The following is a 23,851-nucleotide window of genomic DNA, read 5'->3' as shown; positions in this document are numbered from 1 at the left end:
CTGAGGGCGAGTGGTCACGCGGCCACTCGCTGCGCGTCGTCAGCGTTCACAGCAGTGATGCCCTTGGTGGAGGCGATCACTCCCTTGAGCTTTTTGGCGAGCGCCTCATAGAACATGCTGAGCGGAAACTCGTCGGCGAGCACGTCGTCCACGAGCTTGCGCGGCGGCAGCGTCAGGTCGAGGGCGTCGGGGCCCTTGGCCCACTTGGAGCCCGGGTGGGGGGCCAGGTAGGTGGAGACGAGCTCGTACGCCTTGAACCAGTGGACGAGCTTCGGGCGGTCGATGCCGGCCCGGTAGAGGTCCTCGATCTCGGCGCAGAGCTGGTTGGTGACCTGCGGGGCACGCATCCAGTCGATCTTGAGCGTGTTGTCCGTCCAGCGCACGACGTCGTGCTTGTGGAGGTAGGCGAAGAGCAGCTGGCCGCCGAGGCCGTCGTAGTTCCGGTTGCGGTCGCCGGAGACCGGGAAGCGGAACATGCGGTCGAAGAGGACGGCGTACTGCACGTCCCGGCCGTGCTCGTTGCCCTCGGACTCCAGCTTCACGGCCTCCTTGAAGGCGGTGAGGTCGCAGCGCAGCTCTTCCAGGCCGTACATCCAGAACGGCTGGCGCTGCTTGATCATGAAGGGGTCGAACGGCAGGTCACCGTGGCTGTGGGTGCGGTCGTGGACCATGTCCCACAGGACGAAGGCCTTCTCGCAGCGCTCCTGGTCCTCGACCATCCGGGCGATGTCCTCGGGCAGCTCGATGCCCAGGATGTCGACGGCGGCCGCGGTGACCTTGCGGTAGCGGGCGGCCTCGCGGTCGCAGAAGATGCCGCCCCAGGTGAACCGCTCGGGGGCCTCGCGCACGGCGATCGTCTCCGGGAAGAGCACCGCGGAGTGGGTGTCGTAGCCCGGGGTGAAGTCCTCGAAGGTGATGCCGAGGAAGAGCGGGTTGTCGTACCGGGTGCGCTCCAGCTCGGAGAGCCACTCGGGCCACACCATCTTGAGGACCACGGCTTCGAGGTTGCGGTCCGGGTTCCCGTTCTGGGTGTACATCGGGAAGATCACGAGGTGCTGGAGCCCGTCGGCACGCTCGGCGGCGGGGTGGAAGGCCAGCAGGGAGTCGAGGAAGTCCGGCACCGGGAATCCGGCCTCGGCCCACTTGCGCAGGTCGGCGACGAGGGCCTGGTGGTAGGCGGTGGCGTGCGGGAGCAGCGGCGACAGGGTCTCCACGGCCGCGATCACCCGCTCGACGGCGGCGGCGGCCTCGGCCCGGGTGGGGGCGGCCTCCGCCTCGAAGTCGATGGAACCGTTAGAGGCCTGCCAGGGGCGGATCTCCTCCACGGCGGCCTTGAGCTCGGGCCACGCCGGGTGATCGACCACCCGCGCCCCGGCGGATATCACGGCGCCACCGGTGCCCGGCACAAGAGTTTCCGTCATGTCACTTCCTCCACAGGAGAACCTCACGTCAGGGCAGCGTAAGCGGCTGAGGCTCTCCTGTTCAAGAGGAGACTCGGGAAAATATCCTGCGACACCCCCCACTCCACGGGAATTCTTCCCGTGCTAGAGGGCGGAAGCGGTCGCTCCGGCCCCCATCCGGCCCTGGAGCCCTACGCGTGCTTGAAGTGGGGGATCACTTTGTCCCCCCACTGCCGCAAGGTCTCCAGACAGGCCTCCTGGGGGACCGTGCCCATCTGTATGAGGCACATCACCTCGTCGGCCCCGGCCGCCCTGAGCCGTTCGACGTACGCGACGGCCTCCTCCGCGCTCCCGTAGGCGTGGTCGGCGTTGAAGGTGGCCGTCGAGGTGGGCCGCACCGGGATCTCCAGTTCGTGCAGCCGGGCCACCACCTGCTCGGCCGCCTCGCGCATCCCCGCGGCCTCGTCGGCGCCCGCCACCACCGCCTCGTCGGGGACGCCCGCCCCGCCGTACCAGTGGCCGATGGACTGGGCGAAGAACCGCTGGCCGCGGATGCCGATCCGCCGGGCCTCCTGCGGGTCGTCCAGCACGATGGTCGGGCAGAGCACCGAGAAGTGGTCGTTCACCGCGCTCGACACGAAGCGCGCGCCGTCCCGCCGGGCGATCGCGGCGTCGTACGCGGCCCGCATCCCCGCGATCGCCTCCGGCCCGGCGAAGCCCATCACCAGCGCGCCCACGCCCAGCTCGGCGGCCTGCTCCAGGGTTTCGGTCCGGCTGCACGCGAGGAACAGCGGCGGGTGGGGCCACTGGGCCGGCCGGGGCAGGACCGGGTACGGGCCGATGTCCAGCAACTCCCCGTGGTACTCCAGCTCCTCCTCCTGCCAGGCGCGCCCGATGATCCGCAGCGCCTCCTCCACCTCGGCGGTGGTGCGTTCCTTGTCCACCCCGAACAGCGAGGTCTCCTGCGTGGTGCCGCCGCGTCCGGCGCCCAGGTCGAGCCGTCCGCCGGAGAGCAGGTCGAGCATCGCGGCCCGCTCCGCGACCCTGACCGGATGGTTGAAGCGGAACGGCATGCAGACGACGCCGTGGCCGATGCGGATGGTGCGCGTCCGCGCCGCGATCCAGGTCAGGAAGATCTCCGGAGCGCTCAGGTGTGCGTACCACTTCAGCGCGTGGTGCTCGACCGCCCAGATCCGGTCGAATCCCACACGTTCGGCGAGCACGGCCTGTTCGACGCAGTCGCGGATGACCTGGTGTTCCCGCTCGACGGTCGGATCGGCCAGCTGCGCTTCGAAGATCACGGAGAATTTCACGACGCCTCCAGAAGTCGCGCGGTCGCGTTCGGGCGCGCCGCACGCCGGGACTTGCTTCGATTAGGAATATGACTAGTAGTCATAAGATGAAGAAGCAAGACCCGGGACCGGCCGGGTCCGCGCGGCGTACCGCGCCGGCGTCGTCAACGTCTCGGGGACGCGCCCACCCGCGGGTGACCGCGCAACGCCGCGACCGGGGCGCGCGCCCTGGCGGGAAGCGGCCGCAGGGGTCGTTCCGGGCGCTGCACGGCCGGTCTCATCACACCCGCGGCCCACTAGCATGCGTCCTCACCGCGCGGCCGGTCGGGACACCGCGACCGCGCGGCAGCCGCCGTCGACGGAAGCGAGAGAACCTTGACTTTCCTCACCATCGGTCACCGCGGGGTCATGGGTGTGGAGCCGGAGAACACCCTGCGGTCCTTCGTCCGCGCGGAACGCTGCGGCATGGACGTCATCGCGCTGGACGTGCGCCTGAGCAAGGACGGCGCGCTCGTCGTCCTGCACGACGGCGAAGTGGACCGCACGACCGACGGCGCGGGCGCCGTCGCCGAACTGACCCTGGCCGAACTGCGCGAGCTGGACGCCGGTGACGGCGAACGCGTGCCGGTCCTGGACGAGGTGCTGGAGGCGGTGCGCACACCGCTCCAGGTCTGCGTGCAGGACGAGGCCGCCGCCGGGGCGCTCACGGACCTGGTCGTGCGCCGGGACCTGAGCGGCCGTATCGAGGTGGCCTCGTTCCAGGACGCGGTCCTCGCCGGGGCGGCCCGGCGGGTGCCAGGGCTGCGCACCGCCCTGTACGCGGACCCCGACGGGCCCGGCGTGGTGGACCGGGCGCTCGCCGCGCACGCCCGGACGGTCGCTCTGAGGCTGCGCCGGATCACCCTGGAGACGGTGGAGGCGGCGCACGCGGCCGGGCTGCGGGTGACCGGCTGGACGGTCGACTCCCTGGACCAGTTGCGGCTGGCCCGCGCGCTCGAACTGGACGGCGTGCTCACCGGCTTCCCGGAGATCCGCAGCACCGGCCGCTTCACCGCCTGAGCGGGCGGCCCGCAGTCCGCTACAGCGGCTTGACCAGCAGCTCGAAGGCCAGGTCGGTGCGGAGCGGGATGCCGAAGCGCTCGTCGCCGTACGGGAAGGGGCTCAGTTCGCCGGTGCGCCGGTAGCCGCGGCGCTCGTAGTAGGCGATGAGTTCCTCCCGCACGTTGACCACCGTCATGCGCATCTGCGTGGCGCCCCAGTCCTCGCGGGCCCGCCGCTCGGCCTCGGCCAGGACCTCCTTGCCGAGGCCCCCGCCCTGCAGCCCGGGGCGGACGGCGAACATTCCGAAGTAGGCGTGGTCGCCCCGGTGTTCGAGCTGGCAGCAGGCGACGAGTTCGCCCGCGCGCTCCACGACGAGGAGTACGCCGTCGGGGGCTTCGATGATCTGCCGGACGCCCTCCGGGTCGGTGCGCTGGCCGTCCAGGTAGTCCGCTTCCGTCGTCCAGCCGGCCCGGCTGGCATCTCCCCGGTAGGCCGACTCGACGAGCGCCACCAGTTCCGGTACGTCCGCCTCGACGGCGGGCCGGAAGCTCAGGGCGGCGGGGTGGGCGGTCGGCATGGGCGACTCCGTTCATCTGATCGGCATATGACATGCCGGGTACGGCATGCAGAGCCTATCCCGGGGCGGCGTGCACGCCCTTCCGCAGGGGCATCTCTTCCCCTGACGCCGACGAACCGGGAGGTTCCGCCGTGCACGGATCCGCGCTGCCGTCCGCCGCCTCAGCCGTCTCCGGCTGGCTGCTCGTCGCGCTCTGCGCCACCAGCGGTACGTACTGCCTGCTGCGGGCGCGCAGAGCGGGCCGGGCGGCGCGCGGCGCGGCGATGGGCGAGGCGCTGATGGGGTTCGGGATGGCCGTGATGGCGGCGCCGTCCGGCACCGGGCCGTGGGGGCCGGGGATCTTGCTGGGCGTCTTCTGCGCGGCTGCCGCGCACGCGCTGTGGCTGCTGCGGGGTGGGCCGGGCCTCGGCCACCACGCGCACCACGCGGTCGGTTCCCTGGCGATGGCCTACATGGCGTACCTCGGGATCGCGGCGGGCTCCGGGCACGCGCACGCACACGGGCAGAGCGCGGGCCCGCCCCTGGTGACGGGGGCCCTCCTCGTGTACTTCGCGGGGTACGTCCTGCTGGGCGGGGCCCGGCTGGTGGCGGGCGGCGGCGGGCGGCCGGTCCCCGTGGCGGGCGGCGGCGGGCGGCCGGTCCCGGTGGCGGCGGCCGCGGGCGCTCCGGGCGAGTTGACCAGGGCCTGCCGACTGACCATGGGCATCGGGATGTTGGCGATGCTGCTGAGCATGTGAGGGGCGGCGAAACGTGTCCTGCGTCACCAATGGCGCGGGCCCTACCCGCAGGTAGCGCCTCGCTCGTAGGCTGCGGCCATGATGGTCTCCGCCGCTCTCCTGCTGCTCGGCGCACTGACCGCGCTGCTCGCCCCCCGCCTGCTGGCGCGGGCCGAGTGGCCCGACCGTGAGCCGGTCGTCGCGCTGTGGGTGTGGCAGTGCGTGGTGGGGGCGGTGCTGCTGTGCCTGGCACTGTCGATGCTGCTGAGCGCCGCGGCGGCCTGGCAGGCGGTGCGGGGGCGGCTCTTCGCCGCCGCCCCGCACGGGGTGGTCGACGCCTACGGGCTCGGGGCGGCGGGCGGCATGTGGGCCGCGGCCACCGCGCTGGCGCTGGCGGGCGGGGGCCTGTGGACGGGGGCGATGCTGACCCGCGAGGTGCTGCGGGCGCGGGCCCGGCGGCGCGCCCGCGGGGCCGAACTGCGCGAACGCGCCCCGCTGTTGCCCGGCGAGGATCCGCAGGCCGCGCGGCTCGTCGTCCTGGAGGGGCCCCGGCCCGAAGCGTGGTGGCAGCCGGGTACGGTCCCGCAGCTGGTGGTCACGACGGCCGCGCTGGGCCGGTTGAAGGGCAGCCAGCTGGATGCCGTCCTGGCCCACGAGCAGGGGCATGTCGCGGCCCGGCACGACTGGCTGCTGCACTGCTCGCGGGCGCTGGCCGGGGGGTTCCCGCAGGTGCCGGTGTTCACGGCGTTCGAGGAGGAGATGCACCGCCTGGTGGAACTCGCCGCCGACGACGTGGCCTCCCGTCGGTTCGGGCGGCTCACGGTCGCGCTGGCCCTGGTCGGGCTGAACGAGGACCGCGGGGTGTTCGGCCTGGGCGCCGCCCCCGAGGCGCACGTCCCCCAGCGGGTGCGGCGGCTGCTGTCCGCCACCCCGCGGCTGTCCCCGGCCCGGAGGCTGCGGCTGACGGCGCTCGCGACGCTGATGCCCGCCCTGCCGCTGGCGGTGGCCTTCGTACCGGGCCTGAGTGTGCTCACATAGCCCCCGGGGCGCTCCTCGGCCCTCCACCGCGCCGGCTGGCAGGCTGGGGCCATGGACGCACCCACCCCAGGCGCCTGGCTGCGCGCCGGAATCAGACGCGACGGCGGACCCCTGCGCGAGGACGAGCACGTCGTCTGGCTCCGGAGCGGCGCCTGTTACGCCGACAGCCGCGGCTTCGCCGGGACCACTTCCCATGACGGGCGGCAGGTCACCTTCCACCACGAGATCGGCTCTCCCGGCGAGGACATCGGAACCCTGCGGCCGGACGGCAGCGGGCTGGTGGAAACCGGCACGAACACCGACGGGAGCACGTTCCTGGAAGTGTGGACACCCCTGGGCGGTGACCGGGGCCCCGAGGGTTCGTGGCGCGCGGGCGGAGCCCAGATCGTCCGCGTCGGCCGGCACGTCGTCCATGTGGACGCCGCGGGCACTGGCGCCTACTTCGAGCTGCCCGGCAGCGGGCAGGACTGAGCGCACCCGCCGGATGCAGGGCCCTGCTCTGGGTGATCCCCCGCGTCACCCAGAGCAGTAGACCCGCGCGCTGAGTATATTGGCTCGGAGCCAGTCAACGCAGGAGTAAGCATGGTCCCGCGCAGCGCATCGGTCAATGAAGAATTGCGCAGACGTTCCCGGGAACGGCTGCTCCAGGCGGCGGTGGAGCTCGTCGGCGAGCGCGGCTATGAAGCCACCACCCTCGGCGACATCGCCGACCGGGCCGGCGCCGCCCGGGGCCTGATCTCGTACTACTTCCCGGGCAAGCGCCAGCTGCTCCAGTCCGCCGTCCACCGGCTGATGCACCTGACCCTGGAGGCTGCCCTGGAGCGGCCGCCCCGCAGCGACGACGGCCGCGAACGCCTGGCGCGAGCCATCGACGCGATCCTCGGGCTGGCCGTGGACCGGCCCCGGCTGATGCGCACCCACATGGCGGGCATCCTGCAGGCGGAGGGCTTCGTCCGGTGCGCGGAGCAGCAGCGCCTCGCGGAGTTGCTGAGCGACACCGTCATCCGGTACGGCTCGAAGGACGTGGACACCGACTACCCGCTGCTGCGGGCACTGCTGATGGGCGCCGTGGTGGCGGTCCTGCTGCCGGGGGCGCCGATGCCGGCCGCCCGGCTGCGGGCCGAGCTCTTCCAGCGCTACGGGCTGGAGTGGGAGCTCGGCACCCCGCCGGACGGGGTTCCGCCCGGCGGGGGCCCCGCGCTGCCCCGTCAGTGATAGGCGGGCTGGCTCTGCACGTTGAGCCGGTCCGTCCACACCCACTTGGCGCTGTCGGTGCGCCGGTCGTCGAGCCGGAGCACGTCGAGCCCCTTGACGATGTCGTTCGAGTAGATGTGGCCGCGGTAGTAGTACGCCGACCACGAGCCGCCCAGCCCCAGCTTGTCCGTGGTCAGCGGACCGCGCTCGAAGTAGGCGATCTCCTTGGGGCTGGTGGAGTCGGTGAAGTCCCAGACGGAGACACCCCCCTGGTACCAGGCCTGGACCATGACGTCACGGCCGCCGCCGACCGGGATCAGCGAGCCGTTGTGGGCCACGCAGTTCTCGGTGTCGGCCTGCCTGCGTGGGATCTTGAAGTAGCTCTTGAAGGCGAGCCTGCGCTGGTCGCCGCGGCCGGTGATGTCGTAGATGCCGTCGGCCCCCCGGTCGGGACCCGTCGCCTCGTTGCAGGTGGCGCTGCCGCCGCCGCCCAGTTCGTCGGTGAAGACCACCTTGTCCGCCCCCTCGTTGAAGGTGGCGGAGTGCCAGAACGAGAAGTTCACGTTGTCCTGCACGCGGTCGATGACGCGCGGCTGCTCGGGGTCGGTGATGTCGAAGAGGATGCCGTCGCCCATGCAGGCGCCGGCGGCGAGGTTCTCGGACGGCAGCACGGTGATGTCGTGGCACCCGGTCGTCTTGGAGACGCCCGGATTGGCGGGCGCGCCCGGGTTGCCGCCGTCCGGGAAGAGGACGGGGAAGGCCACGACCGCGGCCCGGGTCGGATCCTTCCTCGGGACCTTGACGACCGAGATGCCGTCGTGCGGCGGCAGGCAGTCGGGGAAGGCCTCGCTCGGCGAGTACGAGGAGACGTACAGGTAGATGTCGCGGCCGCCCGGCACCAGGGTGTGGGTGTGGGAGCCGCAGGAGGTCTCCACCGACTTGATGTACTTGGGGTTCTTCTTGTCCTTGATGTCGAAGATCTTGATGCCCTCCCAGGAGGACTTCTCCGTCGCGGGCTGCGAGACGCTGTGGCAGGAGTCGTCGCTGCGGGAGGAGTCGGTGGAGAGGAAGAGCAGGTCGCCGTAGACGGAGACGTCGTTCTGGCCGCCCGGGCAGAGCACGGTGGCGACGGTCTTGGGCGCCTTGGGATCGCCGATGTCGTAGATGGTGAAGCCGTCGTAGCTGCCCGCGAAGGCGTACCGGTCCTGGAAGGCCAGGTCGGAGTTGATTCCGTTCGGATAGCTGCTGGGGACGTTGGCCAGGGGCGTGACGTTCTTGCTGTGCACGATCTCGTCCTGACCGGGGATCTCGCCGGGGGCGAGTTCGCGGTCCGGGGTGGCGGCGCTCCGGGGGACGGCGGCGCCGGACGAGGAGCCGGGCGTCAGGTCGCCGGGGTCGGGGGTGGCGGACGCCGGTCCGGCGCCCGCCAGGAGTGCCGTCAGGAGTCCGGCGGCCGCGAGGGCGGCCCCCGGACTCCGGGGCCGCGCCCTGCTGGTGTGCAACGAGGTCACTGTGCCTCCCGTGGGGGTCCGCGCATTCGGCGTTCGTACGGGGAACGGAACCTGGACCCCGGCAGTATGTTGCTTTTCATGGACATGGCAAATGCATTACTCGGCCGATTCCTCGGGGCGGCGGCCCTGGCCGCCGGACTCCTCTTCACCCTCACCGGCTGCCAGGGGGACGACCGGGCGGACGACGGCAGGCCGGTGGTGATCGCCCCCGGCAGACCGGGCGAACAGGCCCGTACGCTCTCGCCCGGACAGGCCGCGAAGGAGCGGCCCGACGACACGCCCAACACCGCCGACCACGCCTACGTGCGCCACATGATCGAGCACCACCGCCAGGCCCTGGCGATGAGCGCACTGGCGCCGGGACGGGCCTCCACGGACGGGGTCAAGCGCCTCGCCGAGCGGATCGCGGCGGCGCAGGGGCCCGAGATCGGCGCGATGGAGAAGTGGCTGGCGCGCTACCCCGAGCCGTCCCCCGCCGACGGCGGCGCGGCCGGCCACGACCACGGGGCGATGCCCGGGATGGCGACGGAGCAGCAGCTGGGAGAGCTGACCGCCGCCGGCGGGCCGGAGTTCGACCGGCTGTTCCTGCGCCTGATGACCGCCCACCACGAGGGCGCCTTGAAGATGGCCGGCGAGGCGCTGGCCCAGGGCAACAACGCCGCGGTCGAGGAGATGGCGACCGAGCTGGTGGCCACGCAGAGCGCCGAGATCGACCGGATGCGCGCCATGGGCTGACGGGCTCGGCACCCGGTGTCATGCTGGGAGGCACCTGCGGGAGGAGCTCCGCCGTGCTTCGTGTCGCCGTCGTCGGTTCGGGCCCCAGCGGGGTCTACGCCGCGCAGAGCCTGGTCCAGCAGCGCGAGGTGCCGGGCGTCCTGGTGGACGTACTGGACCGGCTGCCGGCGCCGTACGGGCTCGTGCGGTACGGGGTGGCGCCCGACCACGAGAAGATCAAGTCGCTGACCGGAAGTCTGCGCTCGGTGCTGGAGGACGAGCGGATCCGCTTCCTCGGCAACGTGGAGGTGGGCGGACCCGCCCTGCCGACGGCCCGGCTGCGCGAGATGTACCACGCGGTGGTGTACTGCGTCGGCGCCGCTCAGGACCGGCATCTGGGCATCCCCGGCGAGGAGTTGCCCGGCGTCCACTCCGCGACGGCCTTCGTGTCCTGGTACAGCGGACACCCCGACGCGGCGCAGGCGCCCTTCGACCTCTCCGGCGTCGCGTCGGCGGTGGTGGTCGGCGCCGGCAACGTGGCGGTCGACGTGACCCGGATCCTGGCCCGCGGCGTACCCGAACTGGCGCCCACCGACATGCCGCAGGCCGCCCTGGGGGCCTTGGCCGCGAGCCGGGTGCGGGCGGTGTCGATGGTGGCCCGGCGGGGGCCTTCGCAGGGCAAGTTCACCACCAAGGAGCTCCGCGAGCTGGGCACCCTGCAAGGGGTGGGCGTACGGGTGGATCCCGCCGAACTCGCGCCGGACCCCGCGTACGGGGACCCGGACGCGGCGGCCGCGCTGCCGGCGGTGGCCCGGCGGAACCTGGAGGTGCTGCGCGCCTGGGCCGCGGCGGCCCCCGTCGAGGCGGAGCGGAACATCACGCTGCGGTTCTACCTGCGGCCGGTGGAGGTGCTGGCGGGGCCCGACGGCCGGGTCGCCGGGGTCCGCTTCGAGCGGACCGCCCCCGACGGCCTGGGCGGGGTGGGCGGTACGGGCGTGTACGAGGACGTCCCGGCGCAGCTGGTGCTGCGCTCGGTGGGGTACCGGGGCGCGCCGCTGCCCGGGCTGCCCTTCGACCCGGTGACGGGCACGGTCCCGCACGCGGCGGGCCGGGTGCTCCGCGAGGGCCGGGCCGGCGTCGGCGAGTACGTCGCGGGGTGGATCAAGCGCGGCCCGACCGGGGTGATCGGCACCAACCGGCCGTGCGCGAAGGAGACGGCGTCCTCCCTGCTCCAGGACGCGGCGGCGCTGGCCCGCCGCATGTTGGGGCAGGACCCGCTGGACGCGCTGCGCGCGGCGGGGCTGAGTCCGGTGCAGTGGCCCGGCTGGCTGGCCATCGAGACGGCGGAGGCCGACCTGGGCCGCTCGCTGGGGCGCCGCTCGGTCAAGATCCCGGACTGGGCGGGCCTGCTGGGCGCGGCCGGAGCGTAGCGGCCGAAGGGGTCGCGCGGCCGGACCTGCCGGGCTCCCGGGCATGCGCCCGGCCCTGCCGGCACCCAGGGCCTGCCGGCAAAGTCCTTCCCCCGGCTACCGCTGGGAGGTGCCCCCAGGCCCGCGACGCCCGGCACCGTACCCCGCCGCGTTGTCGGAACTCCCCAGTACGTCCAGTACAACGGCGCGCCTCCGCCTTGCGTTGCACGGCACCGGACGCCGCGGGCCTTACCGGCGCTACTTTCACGACAGGCCCCAGGGGCGTGCGCTCCGTTACGAAGCGGCCGTCGGGCGCACGGCCGCGATGCGCCGGGATTCACGAACGCGCGCCCGACCCTGCCGGCTCTCAGGCGCCCCTGGGTGCCGGCCCTGCCGCCACCCAGGGGCGCCCGGAACGAAGCGGCCGTCGCTCACAGCCGCGGTGCAGCGTGCCTCAGGAACGCACAGCCGCGATGCAGCGGGCCCAGGCAGCGCGCACCCGCGGTGCAGCGGCCTCGGGAACGCGCACCCGCGATGCGGCGCGCCCCGGGCAGCGCGCCCCGCGATGCGCCGGGCCTCAGGAACGCGCGCTCGCGCCGGCTGCCGTCAGGCGGGCCGCTTCGGCGTCGGCCGCCGTGAGGACGGTGTCCAGGAGGCCCGGGAAGAGGGACTCCAGGTCGGCGCGGCGCAGGTCGTTCAGCTTGGTGGTGCCGCGGTACGTCTGCCGTACGACCCCGGCCTCGCGCAGGACGCGGAAGTGGTGGGTGGTGGTGGACTTGGTGACCGGCAGCACGAAGTGTGAGCAGGCCAGCTCCTCGGCGGCCGCGGCCAGCTCCCGGACGATGGACAGCCGGACGGGGTCCGAAAGGGCGTGCAGGACGCCCTCCAGGCGGATCTCGGCACTCCCGGGATGGGCGAGCGGGCGGGTGGTGGCGGCCGGCTCCGGCATCTGCTCCTCCACTCACTCGTCCATTCGGTGTCTTCGTACCCCGGGGTGCGTCGGCGCGCCCGCTCCGAGGTACGAGAACCATCGTAGGACACGTACGGCTGCGGGCGGGCGGCGATCGGCGCCCGCCCGCGGTTTCACCAGGCGCGGTGGTACGGGGACGGCGTGCGCGGCTCCACCCCCAGTTCACCGGCCGCCCGCCGGGCCCAGTAGGGATCCCGGAGCAGTTCACGGCCGAGCAGGATCGCATCGGCCTCCCCGTTGGCCAGGATCTTCTCCGCCTGGACGGGCTCGGTGATCAGCCCCACCGCGGCGGCCGGCAGGCCGGTCTCGCGCTTGACCCGGGCCGCGAAGGGCACCTGGTAGCCGGGGCCCAGCGGGATGCTCACGTGCGGGGCGAGCCCGCCGGTGGAGACGTCGAGCAGGTCCACGCCGTGCTCCTTGAGCAGTCCGGCCAGCCGGACGGTGTCGTCGCCGGTCCAGCCCCCCTCCTCCAGCCAGTCGGTCGCGGAGATGCGGAAGAACAGGGGGAGTTCCTCGGGCCACACCGCCCGTACGGCGTCCACGACGTCGAGGGCGAAGCGGGTGCGGTTCTCGAAGGAGCCGCCGTACTCGTCGGTGCGCCGGTTGCTGTGCGGGGAGAGGAACTCGCCGATGAGGTAGCCGTGGGCGCCGTGGATCTCCAGGAGTTCGTATCCGGCGGCCAGGGCCCGCCGGGCGGCGTCGGCGAACTGGCCGACGACCGTACGGATCTCCGCGGCCGTCAGCTCGTGCGGTACGGGGTCGCCTTCGGCGAACGGCACCGGGCTCGGCGCGAGGGGCTGCCAGCCGTGCGCATCGGGTCCGACGGGCCGGCCGCCCTTCCAGGGGCGCTCGGTGGAGCCCTTGCGGCCGCCGTGCGCGATCTGGATGCCGGGGACGGTCCCCTGCGCCTTGATGAAGGCGGTGATCGGGCGCAGCGCCTCGGTCTGGGTGTCGTTCCAGAGGCCGAGGTCGTAGGGGGTGATCCGGCCTTCCGGGGAGACGGCGGTGGCCTCCTGGACGATCAGTCCGGTACCGCCGACGGCGCGGGCCGCGTAGTGCGCGACGTGCCACTCGTTGGCCACGCCCGCGCGGGGGCCGGTGGGCTCGGCGCTGTACTGGCACATCGGGGCCATCCACACGCGGTTCGGGATGGTCACCGATCGCACGGTGTAGGGCTGGAACAGGGCGGCGAAGGCAGCCGGGGCGGCACTCATCAGGCTCTCCAGGGTGACCGGGGGAAGCGCGCCGGGTATCCGGCGGCAAGTACGAGAGTCACCGTACTACGAATTCCCTCGTACTACGAAGTCTTTCGTACTAATCCCTCGGCGCGCGATGCGCCGCGGGCCGGTGCTGCCCTCCACTGTCGGCGCCCGGGTGCACACTGGCCGAAAGGCTGCCGTGCAGGACCGTCCGGAGGTATCGGCCATGTCCGATGTGCTACTGCTCGCGGGTACCCGCAAGGGGCTCTTCATCGGCCGGCGCGCGGGAGCCGGCCCCTGGACGTTCGAAGGGCCCCATTTCAACGCCCAGGCGGTCTCGGCCGTCGCCATCGACGTGCGGGGTTCCACGCCGCGCCTGCTGGCGGGCGGCGACAGCTCGCACTGGGGGCCGTCCGTCTTCCACTCCGACGACCTCGGCGCCACCTGGCGCGAGCCGGCCGCCCCCGCCGTGAAGTTCCCGCAGGACACCGGCGCCTCCCTGGAACGGGTCTGGCAACTCCAGCCGGCCGGGCCGGAGGCCCCCGACGTGGTCTACGCCGGTACGGAACCGGCCGCACTGTTCCGCTCGACCGACCGCGGCGAGTCCTTCGAGCTGGTCCGCACCCTGTGGGAGCACCCCACCCGCTCGCGCTGGGTACCGGGCGGCGGGGGTGAGGGGCTCCACACGGTGATCACCCATCCGGGTGACCCGGACTCCGTCACGGTGGCCGTCTCCACCGCCGGCGTCTTCCGCACGAAGGACGGCGGCGCGAGCTGGAACCCGTCCAACCGAGGGGTCTCCGCGGTGTTCCTTCCCGACCCGCAGCCCGAGTTCGGGCAGTGCGTCCACAAAGTCGCCCGGGACGCGGCCGATCCGGACCGGCTGTACCTCCAGAACCACTGGGGGGTCTACCGCAGCGACGACGCGGGGAACGCCTGGAGCGACATCGGATCCGGGCTGCCCTCCGACTTCGGCTTCGCCGTGGCCGCCCACCCGCACCGCCCGGACACGGCGTACGTCTTCCCCCTCAACGCCGACTCCGACCGGGTCCCGGCGGAGCACCGCTGCCGGGTCTTCCGCACCGAGGACGCGGGGGCGAGCTGGGAACCGCTGTCGAAGGGCCTGCCCGCCGAGGACCACTACGGCACGGTGCTGCGGGACGCGCTCTGCACGGACGACGCGGATCCGGCGGGGATCTACTTCGGCAACCGCAACGGCGAGCTGTACGCCAGCCATGACGACGGGGACAGCTGGCAGTTGCTGGCCGAGCACCTGCCGGACGTGCTCTGCGTGCGGGCGGCGGTCCTGCGTCGGTAGGACGGCCGCTGGGCCAGTAGAGTGACTGCCCGTGGCAGCACGACCGTTGAACGAGATCGTCGAACCGGGCTGGGCCCGGGCTCTGGAGCCGGTGGCGGCGCAGGTCGCCGCGATGGGCGACTTCCTGCGCGCCGAGATCGCGGCGGGAAGGACCTACCTGCCCGCCGGGCCGAACGTGCTGCGCGCCTTCCAGCAGCCGTTCGACGAGGTCAAGGTGCTGATCGTCGGGCAGGACCCCTACCCCACGCCGGGCCACGCGATGGGCCTGTCGTTCTCCGTCGCGCCCGAGGTGGACCCGTGGCCGCCGAGCCTGGACAACATCTTCCGCGAGCTGAACGCCGACCTCGGCGTTCCTCGGCCGGCCAACGGCGACCTGACCCCGTGGACCCGCCAGGGCGTGCTGCTCCTCAACCGCGCCCTCACCACCGCCCCGCGCAAGACCGGCGGCCACCGCGGCAAGGGCTGGGAGGCGGTCACCGAACAGGCGATCCGGGCACTGGCCGCGCGCGGGAAGCCGCTGGTGTCGGTGCTGTGGGGGCGCGACGCCCGGAACGTGCGGCCGCTGCTCGGCGAGCTGCCGGCGGTGGAGTCCGTGCACCCCTCCCCCATGTCGGCCGCGGGCGGATTCTTCGGTTCCAGGCCGTTCAGCAAGGTGAACGACCTCCTGGTGCGCCAGGGCGCGACTCCGGTGGACTGGCGCCTGCCGACGGCCCGTTGAGCCGTTCCGGCCGATAGGTGGCCGATACAGGCGACCCTGTCTCACATTCAGTGGATAAATACGGACAGAAGCCGCCGGAAATGACCCTGCCCGAACAACAGGTTCCGATAAACCAGTAGCATGCGGCGCCATGAGCTCCCCCACTGGGCCCGCAAATGGCCTGCCCGTACGAATGCCGCGACCCCGCCCTGCCGGACGGCACCGCCGCCCCGAGCCCGCGGTGGCGCCCGAGGGCGCGCCCGCGCTGGTGCTCGCCGTGCCCGGTGCCCCTTCGGCCGCCTCGCGCGGGCTCGCGGAAGAGATCCTGAGCATCGGCCGCTCCGAGCTGCCCGGCCTGGACGGCCGGATCGGCTACCTGGAGGGTGACGACTCCGAGGGCTCCGAGTTCCCCTCGCTGGCCGGTGTGCTGACCGCCGTCGCGCACGAGCGCGCCGCGCGCGCGGAGTTCGCCCGCGCCGCCGGCCACGAGGTGGCGGAGGCGACCGGCCCGGACGCCGTGGTCGTGCCCCTGCTCGTCGGTCCCGACGGCGACCTGCTGCGGCGCGTCCGCCAGGCGCTGATGGACTCCTCGGCCGCCGCCGAGCTGGCCGACGTACTCGGTCCGCACCCGCTGCTCGCCGAGGGGCTGCACGTGCGGCTCTCCGAGGCGGGACTGGCCCGCGCCGACCGCGCCCGGCTGTTCACCGTCACCACCGCCGCGGACGGCATCATCCTGGCCACCACCGGCGGCGAGGAAGCCGTCCAGGCCGCCGGGATCACCGGCATGCTGCTGGCCGCGCGCCTCGCGGTGCCGGTGAAGGCCGCCGCGCTGGACCAGGAGGGGTCGGTGGCCGGCATCGCCGACCAGCTGCGCGCCGAAGGCTCGACCCAGCTGGCCCTGGCGCCCTACCTGATCGGCCCGGAGGCGGCCGACGGCCTGCTGGACACGGCCTGCAAGGAGGCCGACTGCGCCACCGCCGAGGTCCTCGGGGCCTACCCGGCGCTCGGCAAGCTGGCCGTCGCCCAGTACAGCGCCGCGCTCGGTCTCACCCTGGGCGCCTCCGCCCACTGACCCGGCTCCCCGGAAGCGACACGAAGGGCCCGCGCCGTGGCGCGGGCCCTTCACGCGTCCCGGGACGCCCGGCCTACGGCCCGAAGACCACGCACGCGGCGGCCGGTACCTCGACGGACCCGGCCGCCCGGGGCTCGCCGGTCAGCGGGTCCAGGTCGAACCAGGTGACGTCGCCGGACCATTCGTTGGCCACGTACAGCCTGCGCCCCGTCGGGTCCAGGACCAGGTCGCGCGGCCAACTGCCGCCGCAGTGCGTGCTCCCGGTGAGCCGGGGCTTGGCGGGTCCGTCGGCGAGCGAGAACGCGGCGATCGTGTTGACGCCCCGGACGGCGGCCCACGCGAACCGCCCGTCGGGCGAGACGGCGACGACCGAGGGGTAGGGCCGCGTGTCCGCCGGCGCTTCCTCGGAGAGCACCGCGACCTCCGCGGTCGCCTCCAGCCGCCCGCCCCGTGCGTCCCAGCGGCACACGGTCAGCAGCGGCTCCAGCTCGTGGATGACGTAGACCGTCTCCCCGTCCGGGTGGAAGGCCAGGTGGCGCGGTCCGGAGCCGGCCCGCAGCCTGGTCTCCTCGTGCGGGCGCAGTCGGCCGTCGGCCGGGTCGAGGGCGCAGACCCGTACGGTGTCGGTGCCGAGGTCCACGCTGAGGACCCAGCGGCCGCTCGGGTCGGGCAGCACCTGGTGGGCGTGCGGCGCCTGCTGCCGTTCCGGGTCCGGCCCCGAGCCCTGGTGGGCCAGGACGGCCGGGGGCCCGCCGGGGACGCCGTCCGCGTCGAGCGGGAGGCTGCTGACGCTGCCCGAGGTGTAGTTGGCGGTCAGCAGCCGCTGCCCCGCCAGGCTGAGGTGGGTGGGGCCCGACGCGCCGACGGGGACGAGTGGTCCGTGGGCGGTGAGCCCGTCGGCCCCGGTCCGGAAGGCCGCGACCGCACCGTGCTCCGCCTCGCTCACCGCGTAGAGCACGCCCGGCTCCCGGGCGAGGGTGAGGCAGGACGGGTTGTCCGCCGTCCGGGTGACCGAGAGGGGCGTCAGCGCCCCGGTGGCCGGATCCACGGCCGCGGTGGTGATGCCGCGGCCGCCCCCCGAGGTGAACGAGCCGATGTAGGCCCGGTGTCCGCCGCCCTGGTCCGTGCTGCGCGCGCCATCCACAGGTGCCTCTATTCCGCCGTCCCGGATCCGGTCGCAACGACGGTAACAGAAGGTCTAGACCAAGTCCCGTCCCTTGGCCCGTTCGTGGGCCGCGGCGTGGTGGACGTACGTGGTCGCGCTCGGCCGGTCCTCGTAGGTGCGGTGGAAGACCGGGGTCGCCGCCCCGGAGATGGGAGGCACGATCCAGGACCAGTCGGCGCCCACCTCGCGCCCCTTGCGCTCCTCGCGCTCCAGGTGTGAGAGGAACCGCCGGGACTCGGTGTGGTGGTCGGAGATGCTCACCCCGGCCCCGTCGAAGGAGTGCAGGACCGCCCGGTTCAGCTCGACCAGCGCCCGGTCCTTCCAGAGCGAGCGGTCGCTGGAGGTGTCGAGCCCCATCCTGCGGGCAACGGCGGGCAGGAGGTTGTACCGGTCGGTGTCGGCGAGGTTGCGGGCGCCGATCTCGGTGCCCATGTACCAGCCGTTGAACGGCGCGGCCGGGTAGTGGATGCCGCCGATCTCCAGGCACATGTTGGAGATCGCGGGGACGGCGTGCCAGCGCAGGCCCCAGTCGTCCCACTGATCAGGCCCGTCCGGGTGCCGGATCGGCACCTCCAGCACGGCGTCCGCCGGGGTGTCGAACCAGCGCGGCTTGTCGTCCACGCCCTGGACCACGAGCGGCAGGAGGTCGAAGGGGGTACCGGGACCGCCCGGCCAGCCCAGGTCGAGCAGCGCCCTGGTGAGCGGCGCGTTGCGGGCGTCTCCGACGGTTATGGAGGGGTGGTCGCCGTATCCGGCGTAGCGGATGAGCTGCTCGCTCCAGATCAGCGGCCCGGGCCGGTCCGGGGTGTCGGGCGCGAAGACGGTGATGGTGGGCCGTATCCGGCCGCCGTTGGTGGCTTCCCGCAGGTGCTCGAAGCATTCTTCGGCGATGCTGTCGCCGTCGGTGAGCTCACGGCGGTCGCGCACCCGCAGCGAGTTCCAGTAGAGCCTGCCTATGCAGCGGTTGCTGTTGCGCCAGGCGACCCGGGCACCGTGGACGAGCTCGGCCGGGGTGTGCCGGTAGGTGCCGGTTCCGGCGAGTTCGACGCGCACGGCCGCCAGCCGGGCGTCCGGATCGCCGGCATCCGGGTTCTCCCGGTGGAAGAGCCGGATGAACTCCTCGGCGGCCTCCCACACTTGAGCGGTATCCGAGCGCTCCTGAGCGGTGCCCGAGCGCTGTTGAAGGATTTCCATTCCGGGCCGTTACCCCCTGTCCGTTCAGATCCACCCTGTACGTGCCGAATGAATGTGCCGTGAACATCACCCGTTGTACACGGGGCAGGTCAGCGGCGTGGGTGGGCGACGGCCGGAACACTCCTCCGGGTGATCTTCGCAGAACGGCCGGAGGAGGTGGCTTCAAGTGGATTATCATCCGCGCCGGTTCAGTCCCCGGAAAGGCCTTGAGGGCCTGGCCGAACCGGCGGGGCGGGACTGGATCAGGCGCCGACCACGAGCGGGGCGCGCGGGTGCGTGCGCAGCGGGACGTGCAGCGCCACGAGGGCGTGCTCCAGGCCGTGCAGGTGGGCGAGGACCGGCTCGGCCGGAGCCGGCGGCCGGGAGGCGCTCTCCGGGACGGCGGGGAGACGGCCGTCCCCCGGCGCGGTCAGCGCCTCCACCGCCGCCTCGACGCGCCAGCACGCCGCGGCGAGCCGGGCGTCGTGCGAGGCCTGCGGGTCGGCGGCGACGGCCACCAGGCCCCGCACTTCGCGCGCGCACGCGTCGAGCAGTTCCAGGACCTGTCGTGCGCGGGCCTTGCGGGCGCGCAGCGGGCTCAGCGGGTGCACCAGGGGCGCGAGGGCCATCCGTACCCGGGCCAGCAGCAGTTCGAGTTCGGCCGCGTGCGGGGCCGGATCGGCGAAGGGATGTCCGGCGAGGCGGTCGAGGGAGGCCGCCGTGGAGGCCCGTACGCAGTGCAGGGCGCGCTGGATCCAGGCATCGTTGGCGGCGTGCGTGGTGACGGGCAGTACCAGCACCACGGCGAGGGCGGCGCCGAGCGCGCCGATGGCGGTCTCCTGGAAGCGCAGCAGGAGCAGGCCGGGGTGCAGTACGCCGAGGAGTCCGTAGAGCAGGCCGGCCATCACGGTGACGAAGAACATCATCCAGGAGTACGACGGCGCGGCGGTGTAGAAGATCCCGAAGACGCATACGGCGACCAGGGCGGCGGTCGGTACGGGCGCGCCGTGCAGCGGTACGGCGACCAGCAGTCCGGCGGCGATGCCGGTGAGGGTGCCGACGACCCGGCGGAAGCCGCGGACCAGGGTCTCGCCCCGCGAGGCGGTGTTGACGAAGATCCACCAGGCGGTGCCCACGGCCCAGTACCAGCGGTCCTCGGAGAGGGCCTGCCCGATACCGAGCGCGAAGGCGCAGGCGGCCGTCGCCTGGAAGGCCTGCCGGGTGGTGGGCCGGGCCAGACCGGTGCCGGGCAGTCCGGGCGGCGCGGCGGGGGGCGGCGTACGGCGCTCGATGGGCCAGAGCACGAACCGCGCGGCGCCGGCCGCGAGCAGGGCCAGCCCGACGGCGGCGAACAGCTCGGGCAGCTGTGCGGGCACCGCGTGCAGGAACTGCGTGATGAAGAAGTTCATGAACGCGAAGATGCCGAGGGCGTGGCCGCGCGGGCCCCAGCGCCGGGCGTAGACCCCGGCGAAGACGACGGCGAGGAACGCGAGGTCGCGGGCGAGCGGCAGACCGTGCAGGGCGGTGGCCGCGGCGAGGACGGGGAAACCGGCGACGGGCAGCAGGGCGGTGGTGATCCGCTGGGCGCGCACGGTCGCGTCGAGCACGGTGAACAGGGCCAGCAGCGCGGCGAGCCCCCCGGTGATGGAGGCGGTCAGCGAGAGCCCTACGGCTTGGGCGGCGGCCACGGCGAGGCCCACGCCGACGACCGCGCGCAGCGAGTTCCTGAGTCTGATCAGCCCCGGGTCCGGAGCCACGAACATCCTCTTCACGACGGTGTGCCGCCCCCCTTGCGATGGTGCGCGCCGGGCCGGTGTCCGCCCGGGGTGGTGGGCGGCGTACAGGCACGGCGAAGGCGCCGCGGTCCGGAGCGGCCTCGTTGCCGTCCGGCGCTGCGCGGCGCCGTAAGTACATGGATACGACACAGATAACCATCCGGAGGCCCAGTGGCTCAACCGGGGCTCGGGACGCTGTGCCATTGGTACTGCACCGGGGGTTCTTTTCCGGCCGTTGGGCGCCAACGGACCAGGCTCACGCCTCGCCGATGCGCACCAGGGCGAGGGTGATGTTGTCGGGCCCTCCCGCGTCGATGGCGGCCTTCCACAGCTCGAAGGCGGCCCGGCCGTCGTCGTGGTCGCGCAGCAGGCCGTCCAGGACGTCCTCGGGCACCGGGTCGGTCAGCCCGTCCGTGCAGACCAGGTAGCGGCTCCCGACGGTGAGCGGGGACGTGCGGATGTGCGGGGTGACGGCGTGGAAGCCGCGCGCTCCGCCGAGTGCCTGGGTGATGAGGGAGGTCGTGCGGCGGCCCGGCGGAAGCGGCGGGCTGTCGTCGACGCTCACCTGGCGCAGCGCCGCGTCCGAGGCGTCGAGCACCCTGCTGTCGCCGACGTTGAAGGTCAGCACGGACTCGGGCAGGACGACCGTACCGGCGACGGTGGTGCCCATGCCGGCCAGTTCCGGCTCGCGGTCGGCGGCCTCGTACACCGCGCGGTTGCACCGTTCCAGGGCTTCGCGGACGGCCTCCTCGCCGTCCAGCGACGGCCCGAGCTCCGCGAGGCGCCGTACGACGAGGGCGCTGGCCACCTCGCCGGCCGGCTGTCCGCCGATGCCGTCGGCGACCGCGACGACGAGCGGCGAGCCGAGCGGGAACACCAGCATCTGCGGGTTGCGGGTCTCGGTCGCGCACAGCGTCCAGGGCCCGATGACCAGGCTGTCCTCGTTGTGCTCGCGCAGCAGCCCGGCGTGGCTCAGTGCGCTGACGGCTGCGTACGGCATCGGTCCCGCCTCTCCGGCGTCCGCGGCAAGCGTCCCGTCCCTTGTCCCCGTCCCCTTCATTGTGGCCCCGAGGCAGGCGCGCGGCGCAGCCGTGCCAGGACGAGAACCGTGTCGTCGGTCGCGGTGTCGCGCAGCAGACCGGAAAGGATCCGGTCCGCCGCCTCCTCCAGGCAGTCGACGGGGGCGCGCAGTTGGTCGCTCAGTGCGTCGATGCCGGTGTCGATGTCCTGGCCGCGGGCCTCGACGAGCCCGTCGGTGTAGAGCGCCACGACGGCGCCTTCGGGGATCCGCGTCCCGGTCGAGCGGAACGGTACGCCGCCCACCCCGAGGGGGACGCCCAGGACGCCGCCGATCCTCTCCACCGTGCCGTCGGGGTGGCGCAGCAGGGGCGGGGGGTGGCCGGCGCCGGCGACGCGGGCGTGGCCGGTGTGCGGGTCGTAGAAGATGCACAGGCACGTCGCCAGCTCGATGCCGGCCTCCTGGGCGCAGGTGTCGAGCTCCGCGAGCAGGGCCTCGGGGTCGCGGGTGTGCCGGGCGAGGGCCTTGGCGGTGATGCGGAGCCGGCCCATGGCTGCGGCGGCCGGGACGCCGTGTCCCATCACGTCCCCGACGAGCAGGGCCAGCTCGTCGCCGGGCAGGGGGATGACGTCGTACCAGTCGCCGCCGACCTCGGTGAGCCGGCTCCCCGGCAGGTAGCGGTGGGCGACGTCCGCGTAGGGGCCCGCGGCGGGGGCGCTGGGCAGCAGGGCGCGCTGGAGGGTGAGCGCGATGTCCTGGACGCGGCTGTAGAGGCGCGCGTTGTCCAGGCACAGTGCGGCGCGGGAGGCCAGCTCGCCCGCGAGGCTGAGGTCGGGCTCGGAGAAGGCCGGGCGGGACGCGGCGCGGCCGAACATGGTGATGCCCTGGATGGTGCCGCGGGCGACCAGCGGGGCGATGAGGATGCACGCGAGGCCGCTTTCCATGAGCAGCCGGGCCCGTTCCTTGTGGGCGACGGTGCTGGTCACGAAGTCGTCGTTCACTGCGAACCAGCGCGGGCGGCCCGTTTCGAGCATGGTGTGGATGCCGGAGCCGGGCGGGTAGGTGACCCGTTCCAGACCGCCGAGCAGCTCGTCGGCCGGCTCCGGCAGAGTGGTGCCCCAGGCGATCCGGCGGGTGACGAGCGGCAGCCGGGGGTCGAAGACCTCCGGCGCGTGCATCCACTCCACCAGTTCCACCACGGACGCGTCGCAGAAGTCCGGCACCACGGACTGGACCAACTCGCGCGCGGTCACGTCCACGTCGAGGGTGGTGCCGATGCGGGCGGCGGCGCGGTCCAGGAGTGCGAGCCGCTGCCGGGCCGCGGTGGCCTCCATGATGGCCCGTTCGCGGTCGGTGACGTCCACCAGGAGACCGCCTACTCCGCGCCGTGTGCCCACCGCGCCGCTGAGCGGGAACAGGCTCACCGACCGCACCTGGTCCCGGTCCGGGTGGCCGGGGGTGCGCAGTCCGACGAGGGTGTCCACCACGGTCCGGCCCTCCTGGGCGACGGTCTGCAGCAGGCGCTGGTACTCGCCGCCGTCGGAGGTGAGCATGATGTCCGTCATGCGGCGGCCGAGGTGGTCGGCCAGCGGGATGCCGTCCATGTCGGCGAGGGCCTGGTTGAGGTGGACGTAGCGCAGGTCCTGGTCGAGCATGACCAGGCCGATCGGGTAGGTCTCGAAGAGCGCGTCGAGGAAGGCCAGGTTGGTCTTGACCCGGTCCAGTTCGACGCTGCGGCTCGCCAGTCCCATCACCACGGAGCGGCCCGTGCTGTCGGTGAGCGGGAAGACGCGGAAGCCGCAGTCGAACACGGTGCCGTCCTGGTGGAGCGCGGGCATCCTGACCCGCCAGTAGCCGAGGGTGCGGGCGCGCTCGGCGAGCCGCGCCGCCGCGCCGGGGTCGCGCCCGGGGAAGAGCATCGAAGCGGGCCGGTCCAGTACGGCCGCCGAGTCGTGGCCGAAGAGGCTGCGCGCGCCGGGACCCCAGTAGCAGATCCGGTCCTCGTCGTCGATGCCGAGGACCGCGACCACCGCGTGCTCCAGCAGCGAGCCCGGCTCCGACCGTATCGGGCCGGGATCGGCGTCGCCGCCCCCCTGCGGGTCCGGTGGCATCGCTGCCCCCTTCTGCGCGCCGTGCTTCTGCGCGCCAAGCGCGACGGCCGCTGTCCGGCGCCCGCGCGGCGGGCCCGGGCGGCCTCTTCAATTCTGCCCGCCCGACCGTGGAGCGGCCCGCCGACGTGCGCGCGGCCGAGAGGGTGGCGAAACTGGTCCCATGACGACCATGGCAACCATGGCGGCCCTTGAGGGCGGCCCGGACGATCTTCCGGAGCGCCTCGTTCCGGCCCCCGCGCCGGGTGAGGACGTGAAGGTGGCGCACCGCGGCGGATACGAGCACTTCAAGGCCACGTCCCGCTTCCAGGACGCCGCGCAGGGGCGGGTTCCCGTCTACGAGTGGTGGGAGCGCACCGAGATCGCCGAATGACCCGACCGGTGTGGCCTGACGCCGTAGACCTCGCGCTGTGACCTCGCGGCGGCCGCCTGCCCCCGCCGCGCCGTGGTGTGCTGCCGGCGGC

At 73.4% G+C, this 23,851-nt stretch carries 22 protein-coding genes; 11 read left to right on the top strand and 11 right to left on the bottom strand.

Annotated features, from left to right (window positions below):
* Nucleotides 1-14: 14 nt before the first annotated feature.
* Together ACIA6C_RS11215 and ACIA6C_RS11210 are read right to left on the bottom strand one after the other, a co-directional pair.
* Nucleotides 15-1,421: a DUF6421 family protein gene (locus ACIA6C_RS11215; RefSeq protein ID WP_366081006.1), complete on the bottom strand. Its 1,407-nt coding sequence runs from the start codon at nt 1,419-1,421 to the stop codon at nt 15-17.
* A 170-nt stretch (nt 1,422-1,591) separates the two neighbouring features.
* Nucleotides 1,592-2,713 carry an LLM class flavin-dependent oxidoreductase gene (locus tag ACIA6C_RS11210; RefSeq protein WP_399274644.1) on the bottom strand — a complete coding sequence of 374 codons (1,122 nt, stop codon included), beginning with the start codon at nt 2,711-2,713 and terminating at the stop codon, nt 1,592-1,594.
* 354 nt (nt 2,714-3,067) lie between these two features.
* On the opposite strand from ACIA6C_RS11210, the gene ACIA6C_RS11205 reads away from it, so the two are divergent.
* On the top strand, nt 3,068-3,751 hold the full coding sequence (locus ACIA6C_RS11205; RefSeq protein ID WP_399274642.1) for a glycerophosphodiester phosphodiesterase: 684 nt from the start codon (nt 3,068-3,070) through the stop codon (nt 3,749-3,751).
* Nucleotides 3,752-3,770: 19 nt separating this feature from the next.
* Here ACIA6C_RS11205 and ACIA6C_RS11200 read toward each other — a convergent pair whose 3' ends face one another.
* Entirely contained in the window at nt 3,771-4,310 is a 540-nt protein-coding gene (locus ACIA6C_RS11200; protein WP_366081010.1) for a GNAT family N-acetyltransferase, read from the bottom strand.
* A 131-nt stretch (nt 4,311-4,441) separates the two neighbouring features.
* On the opposite strand from ACIA6C_RS11200, the gene ACIA6C_RS11195 reads away from it, so the two are divergent.
* The 4 genes from ACIA6C_RS11195 (at nt 4,442) to ACIA6C_RS11180 (ending at nt 7,279) form a co-directional block, all read left to right on the top strand.
* Nucleotides 4,442-5,047 (top strand): DUF5134 domain-containing protein, encoded by a 606-nt coding sequence (locus ACIA6C_RS11195; RefSeq protein WP_399274640.1) that lies wholly within the window; start codon nt 4,442-4,444, stop codon nt 5,045-5,047.
* A 78-nt stretch (nt 5,048-5,125) separates the two neighbouring features.
* A complete protein-coding gene (locus tag ACIA6C_RS11190; RefSeq protein WP_399274638.1) occupies nt 5,126-6,064 on the top strand; it encodes a M56 family metallopeptidase in 939 nt (312 codons plus the stop codon).
* 51 nt (nt 6,065-6,115) lie between these two features.
* Nucleotides 6,116-6,535: a hypothetical protein gene (locus tag ACIA6C_RS11185; RefSeq protein WP_399274636.1), complete on the top strand. Its 420-nt coding sequence runs from the start codon at nt 6,116-6,118 to the stop codon at nt 6,533-6,535.
* A gap of 111 nt (nt 6,536-6,646) precedes the next feature.
* Nucleotides 6,647-7,279, top strand: coding sequence for a helix-turn-helix domain-containing protein (locus ACIA6C_RS11180; protein WP_361137425.1), 633 nt, complete (start codon nt 6,647-6,649; stop codon nt 7,277-7,279).
* Here ACIA6C_RS11180 and ACIA6C_RS11175 read toward each other — a convergent pair.
* Nucleotides 7,273-8,769 (bottom strand): LVIVD repeat-containing protein, encoded by a 1,497-nt coding sequence (locus tag ACIA6C_RS11175; RefSeq protein ID WP_399274634.1) that lies wholly within the window; start codon nt 8,767-8,769, stop codon nt 7,273-7,275. The two genes, ACIA6C_RS11180 and ACIA6C_RS11175, sit on opposite strands and share 7 nt — an antisense overlap.
* Before the next feature lie 78 nt (nt 8,770-8,847).
* Here ACIA6C_RS11175 and ACIA6C_RS11170 point away from each other — a divergent pair, with 78 nt between their 5' ends.
* Nucleotides 8,848-9,504 carry a DUF305 domain-containing protein gene (locus ACIA6C_RS11170; protein ID WP_399274632.1) on the top strand — a complete coding sequence of 219 codons (657 nt, stop codon included), beginning with the start codon at nt 8,848-8,850 and terminating at the stop codon, nt 9,502-9,504.
* Nucleotides 9,505-9,557: 53 nt separating this feature from the next.
* Nucleotides 9,558-10,913: an FAD-dependent oxidoreductase gene (locus tag ACIA6C_RS11165; protein ID WP_399274630.1), complete on the top strand. Its 1,356-nt coding sequence runs from the start codon at nt 9,558-9,560 to the stop codon at nt 10,911-10,913.
* A gap of 556 nt (nt 10,914-11,469) precedes the next feature.
* On the opposite strand, the gene ACIA6C_RS11160 is transcribed toward ACIA6C_RS11165, so the two are convergent.
* Together ACIA6C_RS11160 and ACIA6C_RS11155 are read right to left on the bottom strand one after the other, a co-directional pair.
* The gene (locus ACIA6C_RS11160) at nt 11,470-11,841 is read right to left on the bottom strand and encodes a helix-turn-helix domain-containing protein (RefSeq protein WP_361137472.1); all 372 of its coding nucleotides are present in this window, start codon (nt 11,839-11,841) and stop codon (nt 11,470-11,472) included.
* A 134-nt stretch (nt 11,842-11,975) separates the two neighbouring features.
* Nucleotides 11,976-13,076: an NADH:flavin oxidoreductase/NADH oxidase gene (locus ACIA6C_RS11155; protein WP_399274628.1), complete on the bottom strand. Its 1,101-nt coding sequence runs from the start codon at nt 13,074-13,076 to the stop codon at nt 11,976-11,978.
* A 211-nt stretch (nt 13,077-13,287) separates the two neighbouring features.
* Between ACIA6C_RS11155 and ACIA6C_RS11150 the strand changes: the two genes are divergently transcribed.
* From ACIA6C_RS11150 to ACIA6C_RS11140, 3 genes are all read left to right on the top strand, one after another.
* Complete coding sequence (locus ACIA6C_RS11150) at nt 13,288-14,379, top strand: WD40/YVTN/BNR-like repeat-containing protein (RefSeq protein ID WP_399274626.1); 1,092 nt, start codon at nt 13,288-13,290, stop codon at nt 14,377-14,379.
* Between the two features lie 31 nt (nt 14,380-14,410).
* Nucleotides 14,411-15,097 (top strand): uracil-DNA glycosylase, encoded by a 687-nt coding sequence (locus ACIA6C_RS11145; RefSeq protein ID WP_399274624.1) that lies wholly within the window; start codon nt 14,411-14,413, stop codon nt 15,095-15,097.
* A gap of 130 nt (nt 15,098-15,227) precedes the next feature.
* Nucleotides 15,228-16,148 (top strand): hypothetical protein, encoded by a 921-nt coding sequence (locus ACIA6C_RS11140; RefSeq protein WP_366081021.1) that lies wholly within the window; start codon nt 15,228-15,230, stop codon nt 16,146-16,148.
* A 73-nt stretch (nt 16,149-16,221) separates the two neighbouring features.
* Here the strand turns inward: ACIA6C_RS11140 and ACIA6C_RS11135 are convergent, their stop codons facing one another.
* The 5 genes from ACIA6C_RS11135 to ACIA6C_RS11115 all read right to left on the bottom strand — a co-directional run bounded on the left by ACIA6C_RS11135 (nt 16,222) and on the right by ACIA6C_RS11115 (nt 23,390).
* Complete coding sequence (locus ACIA6C_RS11135; RefSeq protein ID WP_399274621.1) at nt 16,222-17,292, bottom strand: lactonase family protein; 1,071 nt, start codon at nt 17,290-17,292, stop codon at nt 16,222-16,224.
* A gap of 54 nt (nt 17,293-17,346) precedes the next feature.
* Nucleotides 17,347-18,507 carry a nitric oxide synthase oxygenase gene (locus tag ACIA6C_RS11130; RefSeq protein WP_399274620.1) on the bottom strand — a complete coding sequence of 387 codons (1,161 nt, stop codon included), beginning with the start codon at nt 18,505-18,507 and terminating at the stop codon, nt 17,347-17,349.
* A gap of 242 nt (nt 18,508-18,749) precedes the next feature.
* Nucleotides 18,750-20,249 carry an FUSC family protein gene (locus ACIA6C_RS11125; protein ID WP_399276178.1) on the bottom strand — a complete coding sequence of 500 codons (1,500 nt, stop codon included), beginning with the start codon at nt 20,247-20,249 and terminating at the stop codon, nt 18,750-18,752.
* A gap of 268 nt (nt 20,250-20,517) precedes the next feature.
* Nucleotides 20,518-21,261, bottom strand: coding sequence for a protein phosphatase 2C domain-containing protein (locus ACIA6C_RS11120; protein WP_366081024.1), 744 nt, complete (start codon nt 21,259-21,261; stop codon nt 20,518-20,520).
* Between the two features lie 56 nt (nt 21,262-21,317).
* Nucleotides 21,318-23,390, bottom strand: a complete 2,073-nt coding sequence (locus ACIA6C_RS11115) for a SpoIIE family protein phosphatase (RefSeq protein ID WP_399274617.1) — start codon at nt 23,388-23,390, stop codon at nt 21,318-21,320.
* A 169-nt stretch (nt 23,391-23,559) separates the two neighbouring features.
* On the opposite strand from ACIA6C_RS11115, the gene ACIA6C_RS11110 reads away from it, so the two are divergent.
* On the top strand, nt 23,560-23,760 hold the full coding sequence (locus tag ACIA6C_RS11110) for a DUF5988 family protein (RefSeq protein ID WP_373304703.1): 201 nt from the start codon (nt 23,560-23,562) through the stop codon (nt 23,758-23,760).
* The last annotated feature ends 91 nt before the right edge of the window (nt 23,761-23,851 follow it).

The sequence above is a fragment of the Streptomyces sp. NPDC051578 genome (assembly GCF_044454045.1).
Lineage (GTDB): Bacteria > Actinomycetota > Actinomycetes > Streptomycetales > Streptomycetaceae > Streptomyces.
Note: the sequence above shows the minus strand (reverse complement) of the source record. Positions and strands in the feature narration are given on the sequence as shown.

Excerpts from the sequence above, each read along its gene's own strand:
- ACIA6C_RS11215 (WP_366081006.1), bottom strand. The coding sequence starts at position 1,421 with ATGACGGAAACTCTTGTGCCGGGCACCGGTGGCGCCGTGATATCCGCC.
- ACIA6C_RS11200 (WP_366081010.1), bottom strand. The coding sequence starts at position 4,310 with ATGCCGACCGCCCACCCCGCCGCCCTGAGCTTCCGGCCCGCCGTCGAG.
- ACIA6C_RS11190 (WP_399274638.1), top strand. The coding sequence starts at position 5,126 with ATGATGGTCTCCGCCGCTCTCCTGCTGCTCGGCGCACTGACCGCGCTG.
- ACIA6C_RS11185 (WP_399274636.1), top strand. The coding sequence starts at position 6,116 with ATGGACGCACCCACCCCAGGCGCCTGGCTGCGCGCCGGAATCAGACGC.
- ACIA6C_RS11180 (WP_361137425.1), top strand. The coding sequence starts at position 6,647 with ATGGTCCCGCGCAGCGCATCGGTCAATGAAGAATTGCGCAGACGTTCC.
- ACIA6C_RS11170 (WP_399274632.1), top strand. The coding sequence starts at position 8,848 with ATGGACATGGCAAATGCATTACTCGGCCGATTCCTCGGGGCGGCGGCC.
- ACIA6C_RS11160 (WP_361137472.1), bottom strand. The coding sequence starts at position 11,841 with ATGCCGGAGCCGGCCGCCACCACCCGCCCGCTCGCCCATCCCGGGAGT.
- ACIA6C_RS11155 (WP_399274628.1), bottom strand. The coding sequence starts at position 13,076 with ATGAGTGCCGCCCCGGCTGCCTTCGCCGCCCTGTTCCAGCCCTACACC.
- ACIA6C_RS11150 (WP_399274626.1), top strand. The coding sequence starts at position 13,288 with ATGTCCGATGTGCTACTGCTCGCGGGTACCCGCAAGGGGCTCTTCATC.
- ACIA6C_RS11140 (WP_366081021.1), top strand. The coding sequence starts at position 15,228 with ATGAGCTCCCCCACTGGGCCCGCAAATGGCCTGCCCGTACGAATGCCG.
- ACIA6C_RS11130 (WP_399274620.1), bottom strand. The coding sequence starts at position 18,507 with ATGGAAATCCTTCAACAGCGCTCGGGCACCGCTCAGGAGCGCTCGGAT.
- ACIA6C_RS11125 (WP_399276178.1), bottom strand. The coding sequence starts at position 20,249 with ATGTTCGTGGCTCCGGACCCGGGGCTGATCAGACTCAGGAACTCGCTG.
- ACIA6C_RS11120 (WP_366081024.1), bottom strand. The coding sequence starts at position 21,261 with ATGCCGTACGCAGCCGTCAGCGCACTGAGCCACGCCGGGCTGCTGCGC.
- ACIA6C_RS11115 (WP_399274617.1), bottom strand. The coding sequence starts at position 23,390 with ATGCCACCGGACCCGCAGGGGGGCGGCGACGCCGATCCCGGCCCGATA.
- ACIA6C_RS11110 (WP_373304703.1), top strand. The coding sequence starts at position 23,560 with ATGGCAACCATGGCGGCCCTTGAGGGCGGCCCGGACGATCTTCCGGAG.